Origin of the sequence: Methylobacterium sp. J-088 (genome assembly GCF_022829295.1) — a bacterium.
Classification (GTDB): Bacteria; Pseudomonadota; Alphaproteobacteria; order Rhizobiales; family Beijerinckiaceae; genus Methylobacterium.
This window is the reverse complement of sequence record NZ_JAKSYH010000242.1, coordinates 30,749-44,611: the sequence shown is the minus strand read 5'-3', so window position 1 is coordinate 44,611 and position 13,863 is coordinate 30,749. Positions and strand designations below refer to the sequence as shown.

At 69.3% G+C, this 13,863-nt stretch carries 14 protein-coding genes, 1 tRNA gene and 2 pseudogenes; 10 read left to right on the top strand and 7 right to left on the bottom strand.

What is annotated here, in order from left to right:
* The coding region (locus MKK63_RS26060; RefSeq protein WP_244006766.1) for an outer membrane protein at nt 1-592 on the top strand (592 nt) is incomplete at its 5' end.
* A gap of 418 nt (nt 593-1,010) precedes the next feature.
* On the opposite strand, the gene MKK63_RS26055 is transcribed toward MKK63_RS26060, so the two are convergent.
* Nucleotides 1,011-1,289 (bottom strand): hypothetical protein, encoded by a 279-nt coding sequence (locus MKK63_RS26055; protein WP_244006764.1) that lies wholly within the window; start codon nt 1,287-1,289, stop codon nt 1,011-1,013.
* Nucleotides 1,290-1,491: 202 nt separating this feature from the next.
* On the opposite strand from MKK63_RS26055, the pseudogene MKK63_RS26050 reads away from it, so the two are divergent.
* A pseudogene (locus tag MKK63_RS26050) lies at nt 1,492-1,950 on the top strand (hypothetical protein); the annotation flags it as partial.
* 62 nt (nt 1,951-2,012) lie between these two features.
* Here the strand turns inward: MKK63_RS26050 and MKK63_RS26045 are convergent.
* A complete protein-coding gene (locus tag MKK63_RS26045; protein ID WP_244006762.1) occupies nt 2,013-2,303 on the bottom strand; it encodes a hypothetical protein in 291 nt (96 codons plus the stop codon).
* Nucleotides 2,304-2,854: 551 nt separating this feature from the next.
* On the opposite strand from MKK63_RS26045, the gene MKK63_RS26040 reads away from it, so the two are divergent.
* Together MKK63_RS26040 and MKK63_RS26035 are read left to right on the top strand one after the other, a co-directional pair.
* Nucleotides 2,855-3,064, top strand: coding sequence for a hypothetical protein (locus MKK63_RS26040; RefSeq protein ID WP_244006761.1), 210 nt, complete (start codon nt 2,855-2,857; stop codon nt 3,062-3,064).
* A 621-nt stretch (nt 3,065-3,685) separates the two neighbouring features.
* Nucleotides 3,686-3,964 (top strand): annotated as a pseudogene (locus MKK63_RS26035) (transposase family protein); the annotation flags it as partial.
* Nucleotides 3,965-4,598: 634 nt separating this feature from the next.
* Here the strand turns inward: MKK63_RS26035 and MKK63_RS26030 are convergent.
* A tRNA-Ala gene (locus tag MKK63_RS26030) sits at nt 4,599-4,674 on the bottom strand.
* Nucleotides 4,675-4,797: 123 nt separating this feature from the next.
* On the opposite strand from MKK63_RS26030, the gene MKK63_RS26025 reads away from it, so the two are divergent.
* The 3 genes from MKK63_RS26025 to MKK63_RS26015 are packed head-to-tail and all read left to right on the top strand — an operon-like array spanning nt 4,798 to nt 6,788.
* Complete coding sequence (locus MKK63_RS26025) at nt 4,798-5,100, top strand: YggT family protein (RefSeq protein ID WP_091722957.1); 303 nt, start codon at nt 4,798-4,800, stop codon at nt 5,098-5,100.
* Nucleotides 5,101-5,112: 12 nt separating this feature from the next.
* Complete coding sequence (locus MKK63_RS26020; RefSeq protein ID WP_244006760.1) at nt 5,113-6,156, top strand: MaoC family dehydratase; 1,044 nt, start codon at nt 5,113-5,115, stop codon at nt 6,154-6,156.
* A 35-nt stretch (nt 6,157-6,191) separates the two neighbouring features.
* The gene (locus MKK63_RS26015; RefSeq protein WP_244006759.1) at nt 6,192-6,788 is read left to right on the top strand and encodes a GNAT family N-acetyltransferase; all 597 of its coding nucleotides are present in this window, start codon (nt 6,192-6,194) and stop codon (nt 6,786-6,788) included.
* A gap of 7 nt (nt 6,789-6,795) precedes the next feature.
* On the opposite strand, the gene MKK63_RS26010 is transcribed toward MKK63_RS26015, so the two are convergent.
* The 4 genes from MKK63_RS26010 to MKK63_RS25995 form a co-directional block, all read right to left on the bottom strand.
* Nucleotides 6,796-7,428, bottom strand: coding sequence for an outer membrane protein (locus MKK63_RS26010; RefSeq protein ID WP_244006758.1), 633 nt, complete (start codon nt 7,426-7,428; stop codon nt 6,796-6,798).
* Between the two features lie 384 nt (nt 7,429-7,812).
* The gene (locus tag MKK63_RS26005; protein ID WP_244006757.1) at nt 7,813-7,968 is read right to left on the bottom strand and encodes a hypothetical protein; all 156 of its coding nucleotides are present in this window, start codon (nt 7,966-7,968) and stop codon (nt 7,813-7,815) included.
* Between the two features lie 27 nt (nt 7,969-7,995).
* Nucleotides 7,996-8,889 (bottom strand): hypothetical protein, encoded by an 894-nt coding sequence (locus MKK63_RS26000; protein WP_244006755.1) that lies wholly within the window; start codon nt 8,887-8,889, stop codon nt 7,996-7,998.
* Between the two features lie 11 nt (nt 8,890-8,900).
* Nucleotides 8,901-9,887, bottom strand: a complete 987-nt coding sequence (locus MKK63_RS25995; RefSeq protein ID WP_244006753.1) for an SPFH domain-containing protein — start codon at nt 9,885-9,887, stop codon at nt 8,901-8,903.
* A 353-nt stretch (nt 9,888-10,240) separates the two neighbouring features.
* On the opposite strand from MKK63_RS25995, the gene MKK63_RS25990 reads away from it, so the two are divergent.
* From MKK63_RS25990 to MKK63_RS25980, 3 genes are all read left to right on the top strand, one after another.
* Complete coding sequence (locus MKK63_RS25990) at nt 10,241-12,418, top strand: marine proteobacterial sortase target protein (RefSeq protein WP_244006751.1); 2,178 nt, start codon at nt 10,241-10,243, stop codon at nt 12,416-12,418.
* Nucleotides 12,415-13,005 carry a class GN sortase gene (locus tag MKK63_RS25985; protein ID WP_244006749.1) on the top strand — a complete coding sequence of 197 codons (591 nt, stop codon included), beginning with the start codon at nt 12,415-12,417 and terminating at the stop codon, nt 13,003-13,005. The genes MKK63_RS25990 and MKK63_RS25985 overlap by 4 nt, the downstream gene beginning before the upstream one ends.
* 92 nt (nt 13,006-13,097) lie before the next feature.
* The gene (locus tag MKK63_RS25980) at nt 13,098-13,856 is read left to right on the top strand and encodes a multiprotein-bridging factor 1 family protein (RefSeq protein ID WP_244006747.1); all 759 of its coding nucleotides are present in this window, start codon (nt 13,098-13,100) and stop codon (nt 13,854-13,856) included.
* The last annotated feature ends 7 nt before the right edge of the window (nt 13,857-13,863 follow it).

The window sequence follows — 13,863 nt, the reverse complement described above, 5'->3', positions numbered from 1 at the left end:
CCGACGTGCGACCCAGACAGGCTCTTCCGCGGGCGCACAGCTCGGATCAAACTACCAGTTCCCCCCGCCCTCCTGCGTGGTCTGCGGCATCGAGACCGATGCCAAGTCCCCCGACATCGGCCCAAAGCGGCACAACGCTATTATCAACGGCGCCGTGGCCCCCGGCTTCTACGTCACCGACCCGCGCGGCCTGTCGGGCCTCGACTCCTTCGGCACCGTGCGCGGCCGCCTCGGCTACGCCTTCGACCGCACCCTCGTGTACTGCACCGGCGGCTTCGCCTACGGCTCGGGCAGCGCCGACCGTTCGGTCGGCGGCTACGCCGGCAACGACAGCTTCCGCACCGGCTACGCCGTCGGCGGCGGCGTCGAGTTCGCGCTCCCCACCGAGTCGTTCCTGAACTTCTTCCGCTCCTCGGCCGTGACGTTCAAGGTCGAAGGCCTGTACGTCAACTTGGAGCGCGGCAACCGCAACCAGGGTGCCCTGATCGTCAACGCCGCCAACCTCGTCCCGGTCGCCTACAGCGCTATCGGTCGCCGCTCCGACGAGTTCGCCGTAGTCCGCGCCGGCCTGAACTACAGGTTCGGCTCGTAATAAGATCCGGTCGCGCTGCTCCCGGCCATCATGCCGGGAGAACACGGTGGCGGGCGAGGGGTAGTTGGTCCTCCCCACCGCTCGCCGCCGTCGAAGAGCAGCCATCCGGCTGACCTTCGCATACCCAGCCTGATCAAACTGGCCGCTCGATCGGCAGCGCCCTGGGAGCCCCGCTCCTGGGGTGTTTTTCATTGGCCGATCCAGCCCGGAGGCTGAGTGGCTAGGCTCAAGACGGCGCGAGCCTGATAAACGCAGACGGCCCGCCCCTGAGGGTGGGGGCGGGCCTTCATCGGATTGGCGAACGCTCAACTACCCGCGTGTCAGAGGCCGAGCAGCGCCCGCGCCGAGCCCAAAGCCGTCGCCCCCAAGGCGAAGGCGAAAAGGCCAATCATCGCGTAAGAAACAGGCTTCAGCTTCATCAGCAGCGGTTGCCGCCGGTGGTCTGACCGTACTGCTTGACGGGGAAGTGCTGCTGGTTCGCGTTGCCCTCGGCGGCCGAGCTCATCGGGCAAGTCACCGGGTTGTTGTCGTATCCGAATAGGCCGCCGGCCGGGGCACCGAGCGAACCGGTGGCCTCGACGCCGTCGAGCTGAAGACCAGTCCAGGCGGTGGGACGCGGGCTGGCTGCGGCTGGCGAAAGCGCAGCGACGGTGAAGGCGAGGGCGGCGGCCAGCGCGGAGTAGCGGGTCGTCGTCATGGCGTTTCTTGATCTCCTCGGGGGCTGGGCCAGCCTGTCCGGCCCCGTCGCGTCCCGTGTGATCCGTAGGTGGGTAGCGCCTTGTCTCCGTGACGTGCCACCGGGCACGCGGCGGCGCGGATTAAAATCCGAGTTGGCCGGGCTGACTGAAGCGTGTGCTTCAAAAACGAAGGGCCGCCCTTGAGGAACAGGCGATCGCTTGCGACGCCCCCTCGACATCGTCCGTTGGACCGCCGCCGCCACGCTGCTGCGGGCGTCGGTCGAGAAGTGGGCCTACCCGCAGTGGACGGATCCGCTGCTCGCCGCCAAGCCGCAGATGACCATGAGCGCGACGCCTGAACTGTTCATGCAGGCCGCTGGTGTCATTGAGTTCACCTTGGCCTTCGCCCTGGTCCGGACGCCTCTGGTGCGACGTGTAGCGGCCCTGATCCTGACGGGGATCTTCGTCTCGGCGATCTTCGAGTTCGGTAAGGTGGACGCGATCGGGCACTCCGGCATAATCGTGGTGCTGCTCGGGATCGCGGCGGATGATGCCCGGACGACAGTGCGGGCGCGCGACGCCGCCCGGGCGCCCGCGTACTATGGTGGTGCTCTCGCTGCCTTCCTGGCGCTGTACTATCTCGGGCACGAGGCCCTGTTCGACACGGGCCAGCAATTCCCCGAACTCGCCAAACTGGCGGTGATTTACGAGACAGCGCCCGGGGATGGCGCCTGCAGGAATGCCTACTGCACGTGGATAGTGAGCTTCATCTTCGGGTGGATGCCGCACTGGATGATGAAGTCGCCGGGCTCCTTGAGGGTCAAAGTGGCCTGCTTGCCAGGCTCCTGATCGCCAGCATCGAACGCGAACCGATCAGCCTCGATGAAGGCGTGGTGGACGGCGTTGTCGTCCCCGTTGACGAGGGTGATGGTGTCACCCTGGCGCAGGAACAGATCGGTCGGGTCGAAGTGCCTGCCCTTCTGCAGCACGATGCGAAAGGCGCTGGCGAGGCCGGCTTGGGCTGATCCAGCCACCAGCAGCGCTACGATCAGAGCGACGGGGCCCCCAAGGAGGAACGGTCGGCGTAAATTGCTAATAGTCACAGACACAACCCGGCAAAATTAGTTATCTGGATGTATGAGTAGCATAGCTTGGCTATATGTCGCCCAACTCGTATCAGTATATGCGCCTAAATCCGCTCGTGCTTCGCTCGCTATGCTCGAATTCAACGACATTTGTACGTCGATCGAAAGAGAATTTTTACTAAGTCGACTCTGGAGCTGCGCATCAAGCGTCGGATCCGGCGACGAGAACGCCTCATTCCGCAGTACTTGCCTGGGTCGAACATAGCTCCCACCTGCTGCCGCGAGATCCCCCCGCTCCACCGCATACAAGAACCTTTAACCGCCTTGCGCCACCATGCCCCCAGCGATCGGCTTCGGCCGCGCGCCGGAAGAGCAGCACCGGGGCCTGACACCCCTCGGCCTAGGTGCGGCCTCGCCGGTGCAGTCGCGATGATCGGACGCGATTGCGGCCAAGCTTGAGCCCGGCTAGACGCGCTGCCTTGCGGCGGCGTGGGGCCTGGATGAGCGAGGACTTGGCTGCCCTTCTCCTCGCCCTGGCGACCGAGAATACCGACCTACGCCAGCAGCTCGCGACCGCCCAGGACATGCCGATGGAGACCGCGGTCGACGCCGGCCACCTGCATGCCCGCATCGAGGCAGTACAGGACGAGCGGGATGCGTGGCGGGAGGAGGCGGAGCGGCTGCAGATGGGATCCTTGCGATCCGCTTGATGCAAGCAGTTCTCGTAGCAGTTGAGCGGCGCAAGGGTTCGCTAACTGATAGCCCCCAGCATCGCCGCCATGCCCAAGCGAACGCTTCGAACCCTAAAAGGCGCCTTCTGGATCGCCGTTCTAGGTCTCTGCTGCTTTTCGGCGGCTATGCTGGTGGAAGCCAATCGACCCGCAGAACCAGCCGTGGCGCACCTGCCGTCTGTAGATCCTGTCACGACCGGCGCTATCGATCGTGCTCCTATCCGGTGGTGTGGTGCTGCCTCTTGGTGCCGCTGAACCGAGGATCGGGTAGCGCCGATCTCGATCAGCGGCTGACCAGTGCCCAGCTCATTCCCCCGTTACTCCTAGTCATCGGCTGATCCGATCGCGGGCGCTTTGAGGGCTTGCTTGGCTGAAGTGTCGGCCCGCCTCCTAACAGCAGCAGGCGACTCTAGCCGAATCGATCCCGGAGGAATTCTTGCGACCGGTCGTGCGGGACGAGTTGTGCGGTGACGGTCCTTCACCCCTCCAGACGGTAGATCACGCCGTCGACCTGTGTTTGGGCGTGCAACGGTGGCTCTTACTCATTCTAGCTGATGCCAACGGCGTTGAGGTTGCGGACATCCACGATGGAGCCGCAGCATGCGCCCTCATTTCAGGCCGTCGAACCTCGTCTCTGCCGGATTCGTCGATCACCTCGATGTCTGCGTCGATCGGATCGGTGCGGTCGTGAGGTCCGGGTCTACGACAGCAACTTGCCCAGACTGCCGGACCTCTTCACGTCGCACCCAAAGCCGCTACCAGCGCCGTGCCGTCGACCTGCCGCTCGGTGGTCGGCGCGTCGAACTGCACGTGATGGTGCGGCGCTTCCGGTGCAACGAGGTTGCCTGCGGGCGGAAAGTCTTCGCCGAGTGCTTCCCCATCATGCGCGTTGGAAAGAGGCGCAGGTGCAGCGGCAGCCGCCGATCAGGTGCTGCGGGAGTTCCTTATGCTTGGACGACCACCCGGAGATGATTTCGTGGGCGTGTCGCTCGGTTCCTTCCGTCGTGGCTTCCTACGGTTGCAGCACCTCGATCGCGGCATCGCACCTTTGCCAGCTCGATGCATGTGGATCCGACGTCCCCATTCGACATCTCGTTGGTCCGGTGCGGGCCGGCTCGATCAATGGAGTCGATCCGGCAGCGGGCCTATCGTCGTGGATGTTCGGAGCCCCGTCAGCGTCGAAGCGGCGCTTCATGCAACGGGGCGCATACTGCGCGCCTCTTCGTCGCATGCTAAATTTGTAGGCGCATCGAAGCTAAGCGTACCTTGGTCCACGCATTTGCCCAAGTTGCGCCGGGTGACCAAGCGTGGGTATCCGGCGTGCAGTGCGAGTGGTGCGGCGTGTGCTTGGACCACACCATAACGACAAAGGAATCGTACGAAGGAACGAACTCGTGCCGCGCGCTTCGGGTGGGGAGAAATCCACCCGCCAGATGGAAGATTTGGTGAGAAAGGCTAGGGAGCTATCTCGTAACTCATTGCCACCACTTGCCTTTCTCGAGCGAAAAGTAAGTGGTGGAGCTGAGGGGAATCGAACCCCTGACCTCCGCAGTGCGATTGCGGCGCTCTCCCATCTGAGCTACAGCCCCGTCGAGGCGCCGGCCTTGTAGGCGCGGGCGGCTCAGCCTGTCAATTCCCTGTTTCAACGTCGCCCGCCGCGCGCCGCTCCGGCGCCGGGATGCGGGCGCCCCGAGGATAGCGCGCGAACCCGCATGAACGCCCTGATCTGGCTCTTCGACACGGTCGTCCAGCTCTTCATCTACGTCCTCATCGCCAGCGCGGTCCTGAGCTGGCTCGTGGCGTTCAATGTAGTGAACGTGCGCAATCCGATCGTCGCGCAGATCGGAGAGGTGCTCTACCGGATCACCGAGCCGGTGCTGCGGCCGATCCGCAACCTGCTGCCCAATCTCGGTGGCGTCGACATCTCGCCGATCATCCTCATCCTGCTGCTGCTGTTCATCAGCCGCCTGCTGCACGAGTATGCCGTGCCCGCAACCTACGTTTACGCGCAGTAGGATCGATCCCCCGTGAAGACGAATCCCGGCCGCTTCTTCGAGGATTTCCGCCTCGGCGAAACCATCCGCCACGCCACCCCGCGCACCGTCACGGTGGGCGACGTGGCGATGTACACGGGCCTCTACGGGCCGCGCTTCGCGGTCCAGTCCTCGGACGCCTTCGCGCGCGCCTTCGGCTACCCGAAGAGCCCGCTCGACGATCTGCTGACCTTCCACATGGTGTTCGGCAAGACCGTGCCGGACGTCTCCCTCAACGCGCTGGCCAATCTCGGCTACGCGGAGGGCGGGTTCCGGCGGCCGGTCTATCCGGGCGAGACCGTATCGACCGTTTCGGAGGTGATCGGCCTCAAGGAGAGTTCGAACCGCCAGACCGGCGTGGTCTACGTGCGCTCGGTTGGCTCCGACGAGCGCGGCGAGACCCTGCTGAGCTATTGCCGCTGGGTGCTAGTGCGCAAGCGCGACCCCGAAGCCGCGATCGCCGAGGAACGCGTGCCGACCCTCGCCAAGGTGGTGGATCCGCAGGATCTGGCGGGTGCGCTGCCGCCACTCTCGGCCACCGCCTACGATACGGACTTGGCCGGCAGCCCGCACCGCTTCGCGGATTATGCGGTCGGCGAAAAGATCGACCACGTCGACGGCATGACCGTCGAGGAGGCCGAGCACCAGATCGCCACGCGCCTGTTCCAGAACACCGCGAAGGTGCATTTCGACGGGCTGGCCGCCAAGGACACCCGTTTCGGCCGCCGCCTCATCTACGGCGGGCACGTGATCTCGCTCGCCCGGGCGCTCAGCTTCAACGGGCTCGCCAACGCCTTCGCGCTCGCTGGCATCAATGCCGGCCGGCACGTGGCGCCGCTGTTTGCCGGCGACACGGTCTATGCCTGGAGCGAAGTTCTGGCGACGGCGGATGTCGGCCGCGCCGATGTCGGGCTCCTGCGCCTGCGTACCGTGGCCACCAAGAACCAACCCTGCGGCGCCTTCCCGGATCGCGCGGGGGATGGCTTCGATCCGTCGGTGATTCTCGATCTCGACTACTGGGCGTTCGTGCCAAAGTAGCGGACGGCAAGGTCCGGCGACCGGACGTTGAGCCTATGGCCGTGATCAGGATCGCGACGACGCGCGCGCTCGTCGTGCGGCGCGCGGGACCGGACGATGCAGCCGCGATCGCCGCACTCCACGTGACGGCTTGGCACGAGGCCTATGGCGGCCTCCTACCCCCCGAGATGATCGACGCTCTCACGGTCGAGGTGCGGCAGGCGTGGTGGGCGCAGATTCTCAGCAGCCCGCAGCCGGATGCTGACGAAGTGGCCTTCCTGGCCGAGTTGGATGGGAAGCCGGTCGGATTCAGCCTCGGCAACGCCCAGCGCGCGGGCGACCTGGCGGCGGCAGGCTTCGACGGGGAGTTCCGGGGGCCCTATGTCGTGCGGGCCGCCCAGGGGCGCGGCATTGGCCGGGCTCTGGCCGCCGCAATGGCGGCGAGCCTGCAGCAGGCGGGTTACCGGGCCATCGGCGCCTGGGTGCTGCGTACGAACGCCCCCGGCCGCCGCTTCGTCGAGGGTTTCGGCGGCACCCTGCTCGATCGGCCGGAGGCCGTCCGCGGGCGCGGACGGTTCACCGAAGTCGCCTACGGGTGGCGCGACCTCCCATCCCTGGCGCGGTCCTGCGACCCGGCATCCCGCTCGGCGTGACGGTCCCTCAGCGAATCCCGCCGCCGACTACCCCGGCCTCGACGGCCAGCGACAGCCGGTCCGTGACGGCCCACTCGACCCCGACACCCGCCACCGGACGCACCGCGATGTCCTGCCGGCTGAACGGCAGGGTCGCGGGCGTCGGGCCGACCCGCAGGCTCTCGTGCAGGGCCAAGGCGCCGCCCTTCCCGTAGACCAGGACGTCCGGTGTCAGCAGCGTCCCGACCTTTACCGCCAGGGCGCCGGCGAAGTCGCGGCTGTAGGCGAGGTGCCCGTAGCCGGGCGCCAGGGTGCCGTCGAGCCCGGCGAGATAATCGAAGCCGCCGCTGATGCCGTAGAGGATCGGGCCCTCCTGCCACATCCGCCCGGCCTCGAAGCCGATGGTCGGGCCGGAATAGCTGCCGAAATGCCGGGAGCTCGTCACCGCATAACCGGTCGACAGGCGGGCGTAGGAGCCGGTCCAGCGGCCGGCTGCGTCCTCGGCGGGCGCGGGCCAGGCAAAGGAGGGCAGGGGTGCGAAGCCGATCGACGGCCACAGGAGAGCCTGAGCGGCGGCGGGCCCCGCCGACAGGCAGCAGGCCCCGAGCACGAGACCAGCTGCGAGCCGGCGAAACGGACGGGATTCGGCACATCGAATCATGCCGGCAGCTTAGCCGAAGGCGCAGAGCCGCGACAGGGCTGAGCGGCCGCGTCACCGGCGCATCGCCCAAGGTGTCTCTGGGGCCGGCCATGCCGGCGAGGACCACGCGAGCCGAGCTACGGCGATTGGGGGCTGCGGTGTCGGCGCCCGCGGGGGCGGGCGCCATCAGGTCTGCGAGGTCGGCCAGAGCATGCGGGTGCGCGGGCGGGCCTGCGGGTGACCGTGCTGTTGCCGCCCCCGCCACCTTCACCTCCGGCGTGCGGGTCGGCTATGCCGGTCGTGCCGGTGGGCAAGGCGACGGACCACAGGGTGGGCCTGAGGTGGCTGCACTGCCTGGCAGCCGCGCCTCGACTTGGTCGCCGCAGCCGCGGATTTCGAGCGCCGTCAGACAATGTCCGGACCCAAAACACGTCGATCACCGTGCGGCGCGGAGAACCGGTTGTCGAAGCGCGGCAGGCCGAGATTGTCCCGCAGAATCGTCCCCTTGTGCTCCTCCCGGCCAAGGCCCCTCCGGCGCTGTTCGGGGATCACCGGGGACATGACCACGTCGAGCGAAATCGTGTTGCATCAAGGAAGGACAAGATTGAGCGACCGGGATGCCGGCGTGATCGCGACGCGCCGCCCCCAGTCGAAGGCGACGAAATCCTGCTCGATCCCGTCCGAGAACACCACGCCGCCCTCGTTCATCCGCGACACCACCGTAAGGGGCGATCCGGCGAACTTGCCGCCGCGCAGGTCGGTGCCGGTGGCGACGCTCGGGAACGGTTCGCGCACCCAGTAGCCGAAGGCCGCCTCCTCGATGCCGACCTCCACGGTGAGGTGCGTCGCTTCGCTGATCGAGCGCGCCCAGCCGGTCAGGCCGGTGCCCGAGGCCACGATCAGCCCGCTCGACGACTGGTCCTCCACACGCGCCCCGTCGTCGATGCGGTAGCGCGCGGATTGATGGCTGCGGTGGCCGACGAAGATCTCGTTCAGGGCGAGCAGCCGCTCGCCGCCGTCGAACGTCGCCTGCACCATGGTGCGCCGCTGGAAGGGCGTGGCGCCGGCCGCGCTGGCCGGCAGCAATTCGCGCAGGGCCTCGACCCGGACCCGGGCCAGCACCCCGTCGTAGAGGTCGGGCGCCGGGTTGACGCCGACCACCGGCTGCCCGTCGAGATACTTGGCGACGTTGGCCACGAGCCCATCCTGCCCCACCGCCACGACCACGTCCTCGGGGGCGAACAGGAAGCGGTCGAGGTCGGGGCGCCGCACCAGGGCCTGCCGCCAGTCCAGGGGCACCGACGCCCGGGCCTCCGCCAGCACGGCCAGGAACCGGGCGTGGCATGCCTCGACCTCGGCGAGCGTCTGGCCCCGGCTTTCCAGAAAGAACCGGACCTGGCCGCGGGTCGCGTGCCGGGCGATGAGCAACTCGTAATCCGTGTCGCGGATCACGAAGACCACGCGGGGGGTGATGGCCGGCATGACGGGTCACCTCAGCGCGGCGTGAGCCGCGCGGGAAGCGCACCGCGAATCTCGCCGAGGATGGAAGCCAGCAGGTCGGGCGTGACGTTGATGTGCTCGATCGTCTCCAGCTTGCCGGCGAGTTCCCGGGCTGCCAATCCGAGCAGGACGGCGGGCGGCATGTCCCGGTAGATTGCGGCGCGGCGCTGCTCCGCCTCGGCCCGGGCGCCCTCGACGAGCCGGATGCGCCCGGCCTCCGCGGCCGCCTCCAGGCCCCGCGCCTCCGCGACGCCGGCGGCGCGGTCGCGGGCGTTCTCGGCCTCCTGGGCGATCAGTACCGTCTCGCGCCGGGCCAGTTCGGTCTTGGTGGCGAGTTCGTTCTCCGCGATGGCGCGCTCCTTCTCGACCGCCAGGGCGCGCCGCGAGAAGGTCGCCGCGTCGGCTTTCTGCTGCAGGGCCTCGAAGGTCGGCGTCTGCAGGGCGCGCTCCAGCTCGCTGGTCGGCGCGAGGTTGGTGAGCCGCATCGACACGGCTGCGACACCGATCTCGGCCAGCGCCGGGGCGTCGGAAAGCACCCGTTCGAGGACCGCGCGCAGCGGCTCCGGCCCCGCATCGAGGAGGGCGCCGATCGGGCTCGCCCCGAGATAGTGCAGCGCTGCCTGGCTGGCGATGCCGCCGAGGCGCGCCTCGATCCGCTCGATCGGCTCACCCTGCAGGCGCCCGGTGCGGAGGTTGATCGAGAAGTCGACCCGGCTGGCCAGCAGCTCCGGATCGACGACGTGCCAGCCGATCGTCCCCTGGACCACGACGGTCTGGAAGTCCCGGCTGCGGCCGCGGACGAACAGGGTCATCTCGCGGTCGTCCACCGGCACCTCGCTGATGCTGGCGGTCTCGGGCCGGAACCAGAAGACCAGACCCCGCCCGCTCTGCCGGACCCGGCCGTTGCGGAAGCGGATCACGTGGCTGCTCGCCTCGCTTCGAAGCTGGGCGATCACACCGATGTTGCGGAGCGCGGCCATAATGGTCTCCTCAGAACGGACCCGACCTGTCGAAGCGGTAGAGTTCGGCGGGGCGGAACGCCGTCCCGGCTTCGCATGTGGCGGAGGGCGGCTTCGATCGTCATCCTAGTTATACTCAACATGAGTATAACTAGGATGTGGATGGTGCCGCTGTCAAGGCGTCCGGCCGTTCCGTCACGGACCGTCCTGCGGCGCACGAAACCGCACCGGCCCAGCACGGATCCGCCCGGACGCGGCCGGTGGGTACGGCCGGAGCCTGAAAAAGGGCGAAGCTTCTCGTGGCGGCCCAGCGGCGGGCGCGGGAGCTTCAGCGGCGAGCCGGCCCCGATCCGCCGGCGCAGGAGGTTTCCCCGATGCCGTTCTTCGCTCCGCGACCCGCGGTCGAGCCCAACCGCAACGCCGCGCTGTCGCCGCTCTTCCTCGCGCTGCTGGCGCTTCTCGTCATGCTCGCCTCGGCTCACTCGGCGCCGGGGCCGGCACGCGGCGGCCTGACGCTGCGCGGGCCGGCCGGCACCGCGCCGGTCGAGGCCGTTCAGCTCGCCACCGACATCGGCGTCGATGTCAGAGGCCCGACCGCCCGGGCCACCGTCACCCAGGCCTTCCGCAACATCACGGCGGACTGGGTCGAGGGCATCTACGTGTATCCCCTGCCGGAGGACGCGGCCGTCGACGGGATGAAGCTCGTCGTCGGCACCCGCGTGATCGTCGCCGACATCCGCGAGCGGGCGGCGGCCAAGCGCGCCTACGAGGCCGCGAAGGCGGCCGGGCAGTCGGCGGCGCTCACCGCGCAGGAGCGGCCCAACATCTTCACCAACGCGGTCGCCAATATCGGCCCCGGCGAGACGGTGCTGGTCCAGATCACCTATCAGCAGACGATTTCCGTCTCGGGCGAGATGCGGATGCTGCGCCTGCCCCTGGTGGTCGCGCCCCGCTACAATCCCGCCCCCGCCGCGGTGGACGCCGTCTCCCTCGACGGTGTGGCCGAGGCGGCCCGCGATCCGGTGCCGGATCGCGCCCGGATCAGCCCGCCGGTGCTCGACCCGGCCCTGTCCCCGCCGACCAATCCGGTCGCCGTCACGGTGCGTCTCCAGGCGGGCTTCGCGGTCGGCGCCGTGCAGAGCGCCACCCACGCGATCCGCGTGACCGAGACCGGCCCGGAGGCGCGGACCATCACGCTCGCCGACGGCGTCGTACCGGCCGACCGCGATCTCGAGTTGACCTGGACACCGGCCCCAAGCCGGGTGCCCGATCTCGGCCTGTTTCGCGAGACCGTCGCCGGCCGGACCTACCTGCTGGCCGCCGTGAATCCGCCGGCGATCGAGACCGATGCGGCGGCCCGGCCGGCGCGCGACGTCACCTTCGTCATCGATAATTCCGGCTCGATGTCCGGCGCCTCGATGCGGCAGGCCAAGGCCGGGCTGCTGGCCGGGCTCGGCCGTCTGACGTCACAGGACCGCTTCAACGTCATCCGCTTCGACGACACCTGGGACGCGCTGCATCCCGAGCCGGTCCCGGCCACGCCGGCGGCCCTGGCGGAAGCTGAGCGCTTCGTCGCCGCCCTGGAGGCCCGCGGCGGCACCGAGATGCTGGCGCCCCTCAAGGCGGCGCTCGCCGATCCCCACCCGGAGGACGGGCGGGTGCGCCAGGTCGTGTTCCTCACCGACGGCGCCGTCGGCGACGAGGAGCGGATCTTCGCGGCGATCCACGCGAATCTCGGGCGCACGCGCCTGTTCATGGTCGGCCTCGGCTCGGCGCCCAACGACCACCTGATGCGTCACGCCGCCGAGATCGGCCGCGGCAGCTTCACGGAGATCCGCGACCTTGCGCAGGTCGGCGACCGGACCCGCGCGCTCTACGAGAAGCTGGAATCCCCGGCCGTCACCGACCTCACCGCGACCTTCTCGGTCCCGGGCGTCGCGGTCACGCCCGGCGCGCTGCCCGATCTGTACCGCGGCGAGCCGCTGGTCTTCGCTGCGCGGCTGCCGGGGGCGTCGGAAGGAACCGTGACCGTCTCGGGCCGGGTGGGCGGCCGGACCTGGACCCGGACGCTTCCCCTGGCCGAGGCGGGCGCGGGTGCCGGCATCTCCAAGATCTGGGCGCGCTCCCGGATCGGCGAGACCGAGACGGCGCGCATCACCGGGCGCCTCGGCGGCGACGCGGCCGACGCCACCATCCTGGCCCTCGCCCTGGAGCACGGCCTGACGACGCGGCTGACAAGCCTCGTGGCCATCGACGCCACCCCGCGTCGGGCGCCGGGCACGCCCCTGGTCGCCGCCGACCTGCCGCTGAACCTGCCGGCCGGCTGGGACTTCGCCAAGGTGTTCGGCACGGACCGGCCCGCTGTCGCGCCCGCCGACGACGGGGCCGCCCGGATCGTGCCGATCCGCGCCGACGGCGCGGCCATCGACCTGCCGCAGACCGGGGCCGGGATTCTGGCGCAGCTCGGCCTGGGCCTGCTCCTCGCACTCCTGGGCCTCCTGCTGGGCGTCGGCCTGCGGCGCAGCGGCCGGTCAGTCGGAGACGCGCGGTGAGAAGCGGCCTGGCAACCGGACTGGGGAGGGCGCTAGCCGCCCTCCTCACCCTTGTGGGTCTTGGGCTGGCGGCGCGGGCCGCGTGGATCCCCGCCAAGGCCGCCTTGGCGCAGATGCTGCTGGAGCGCGCCTTCGCCCGCACCCTGGCCGAGGGCCGGGCCGCCCGGCCCTGGCCCTGGGCCGACACCGAGCCTGTCGCCCGGCTCTCCGTCGCGGGCCGCAGCTTCGTGGTGCTGCGGGGCGGAAGCGGTCAGGCCCTAGCCTTCGGCCCCGGCCATCTGGACGGCACCCCGGAGGCCGGCGCGCCCGGCACCGCGATCATCGCCGCCCACCGCGACACGCAATTCGCGGTGCTGGGGCAGCTCAGGCCCGGCGATCCCGTCACGGTAACCGGCCGCGACGGCCGGACCCGGCGCTTCCGCGTCACCGGAACCCGGGTGGCGCGCTGGGACGCCTCGGGCATCGACCCGCAGGCCCCCGGCCGGCACCTCGACCTCGTCACCTGCTGGCCCCTTGAGGCGCTCCAGTCCGGCCCGCTGCGGCTGATCGTCGAGACCGAGCTGGCCTCGGAGGCGGGGCGTTCCTGACGGGTTGGCGAGGACGATCAGCCTGGCCGCGCTTGCGCAAATGTGCGGTTTCGTGCGGATCTGTGCGGATCGAGCCCGTGCGAGCCGAGCCTGTGAGCGAGATCGAACTGTCCGAGGCGCAGAGCCGCGCCATTGCCCAGACCGTGCGCGAGGCGCTGGCCCGCCGGCGCATCTCCCGGCAGACGCTGGCCGAGGAGGCTCGGATCAGCCTCTCGACGCTGGAGAAGGCGCTCGCCGGCCGCCGGCCCTTCACCCTGGCGACCACGATCCGGCTGGAGGAGGCGTTGGGCCAATCTTTGAGGCAGCCGATGGGGCAGGCCTCGGCTCCGGACCTGCCGCGTCACGCCCCCGACGAACTCGGAGCCTACGCGCAGGAAGGCGTGTCCTGGCTGGAGGGCCGCTATCTCACCCTGCGTCCCTCGTTCGAGACGGCGGGGGCCATTTTCGCCTACCGCACCGAGATCGCCTGGGATGCGGCCAGCGCGCGCTTGGTGTTCCGCGAGGCCGAGCGGGTCGATGCCCCCTTTGCGCAGTCCGGCAGCGTCGCCGTCCCGAGCCAATCCGGCATGATCTATCTCGTGACCAACTGGCACGGGCAGCATCGCCTCGCGGTGCTGTGCCGTCCCAACATTCGCGGCGCGATGTACGGAATTCTCACTACGCTCCACGCCGGCCGCGGCACGCAACTCACGCCCGCTGCGGCCCCGCTCGCCCTGCTGCCGGAGCGCCTCGCGGCTGACCTCGGTTACGGCCGCATTGCGCCGCATGAGCCGGCTTACGCGGCCTATCAAGCGCATCTCGAACGCGTCCACATGGATGGCTACGCTACGTTCTTCACCGGCGCTCGCTAGCGTCGCC

Excerpts from the sequence above, each read along its gene's own strand:
- MKK63_RS26010 (WP_244006758.1), bottom strand. The coding sequence starts at position 7,428 with ATGATTCGATGTGCCGAATCCCGTCCGTTTCGCCGGCTCGCAGCTGGT.
- MKK63_RS25990 (WP_244006751.1), top strand. The coding sequence starts at position 10,241 with ATGCCGTTCTTCGCTCCGCGACCCGCGGTCGAGCCCAACCGCAACGCC.
- MKK63_RS26000 (WP_244006755.1), bottom strand. The coding sequence starts at position 8,889 with ATGCCGGCCATCACCCCCCGCGTGGTCTTCGTGATCCGCGACACGGAT.
- MKK63_RS26040 (WP_244006761.1), top strand. The coding sequence starts at position 2,855 with ATGAGCGAGGACTTGGCTGCCCTTCTCCTCGCCCTGGCGACCGAGAAT.
- MKK63_RS26015 (WP_244006759.1), top strand. The coding sequence starts at position 6,192 with ATGGCCGTGATCAGGATCGCGACGACGCGCGCGCTCGTCGTGCGGCGC.
- MKK63_RS26005 (WP_244006757.1), bottom strand. The coding sequence starts at position 7,968 with ATGTCCCCGGTGATCCCCGAACAGCGCCGGAGGGGCCTTGGCCGGGAG.
- MKK63_RS26055 (WP_244006764.1), bottom strand. The coding sequence starts at position 1,289 with ATGACGACGACCCGCTACTCCGCGCTGGCCGCCGCCCTCGCCTTCACC.
- MKK63_RS25995 (WP_244006753.1), bottom strand. The coding sequence starts at position 9,887 with ATGGCCGCGCTCCGCAACATCGGTGTGATCGCCCAGCTTCGAAGCGAG.
- MKK63_RS26025 (WP_091722957.1), top strand. The coding sequence starts at position 4,798 with ATGAACGCCCTGATCTGGCTCTTCGACACGGTCGTCCAGCTCTTCATC.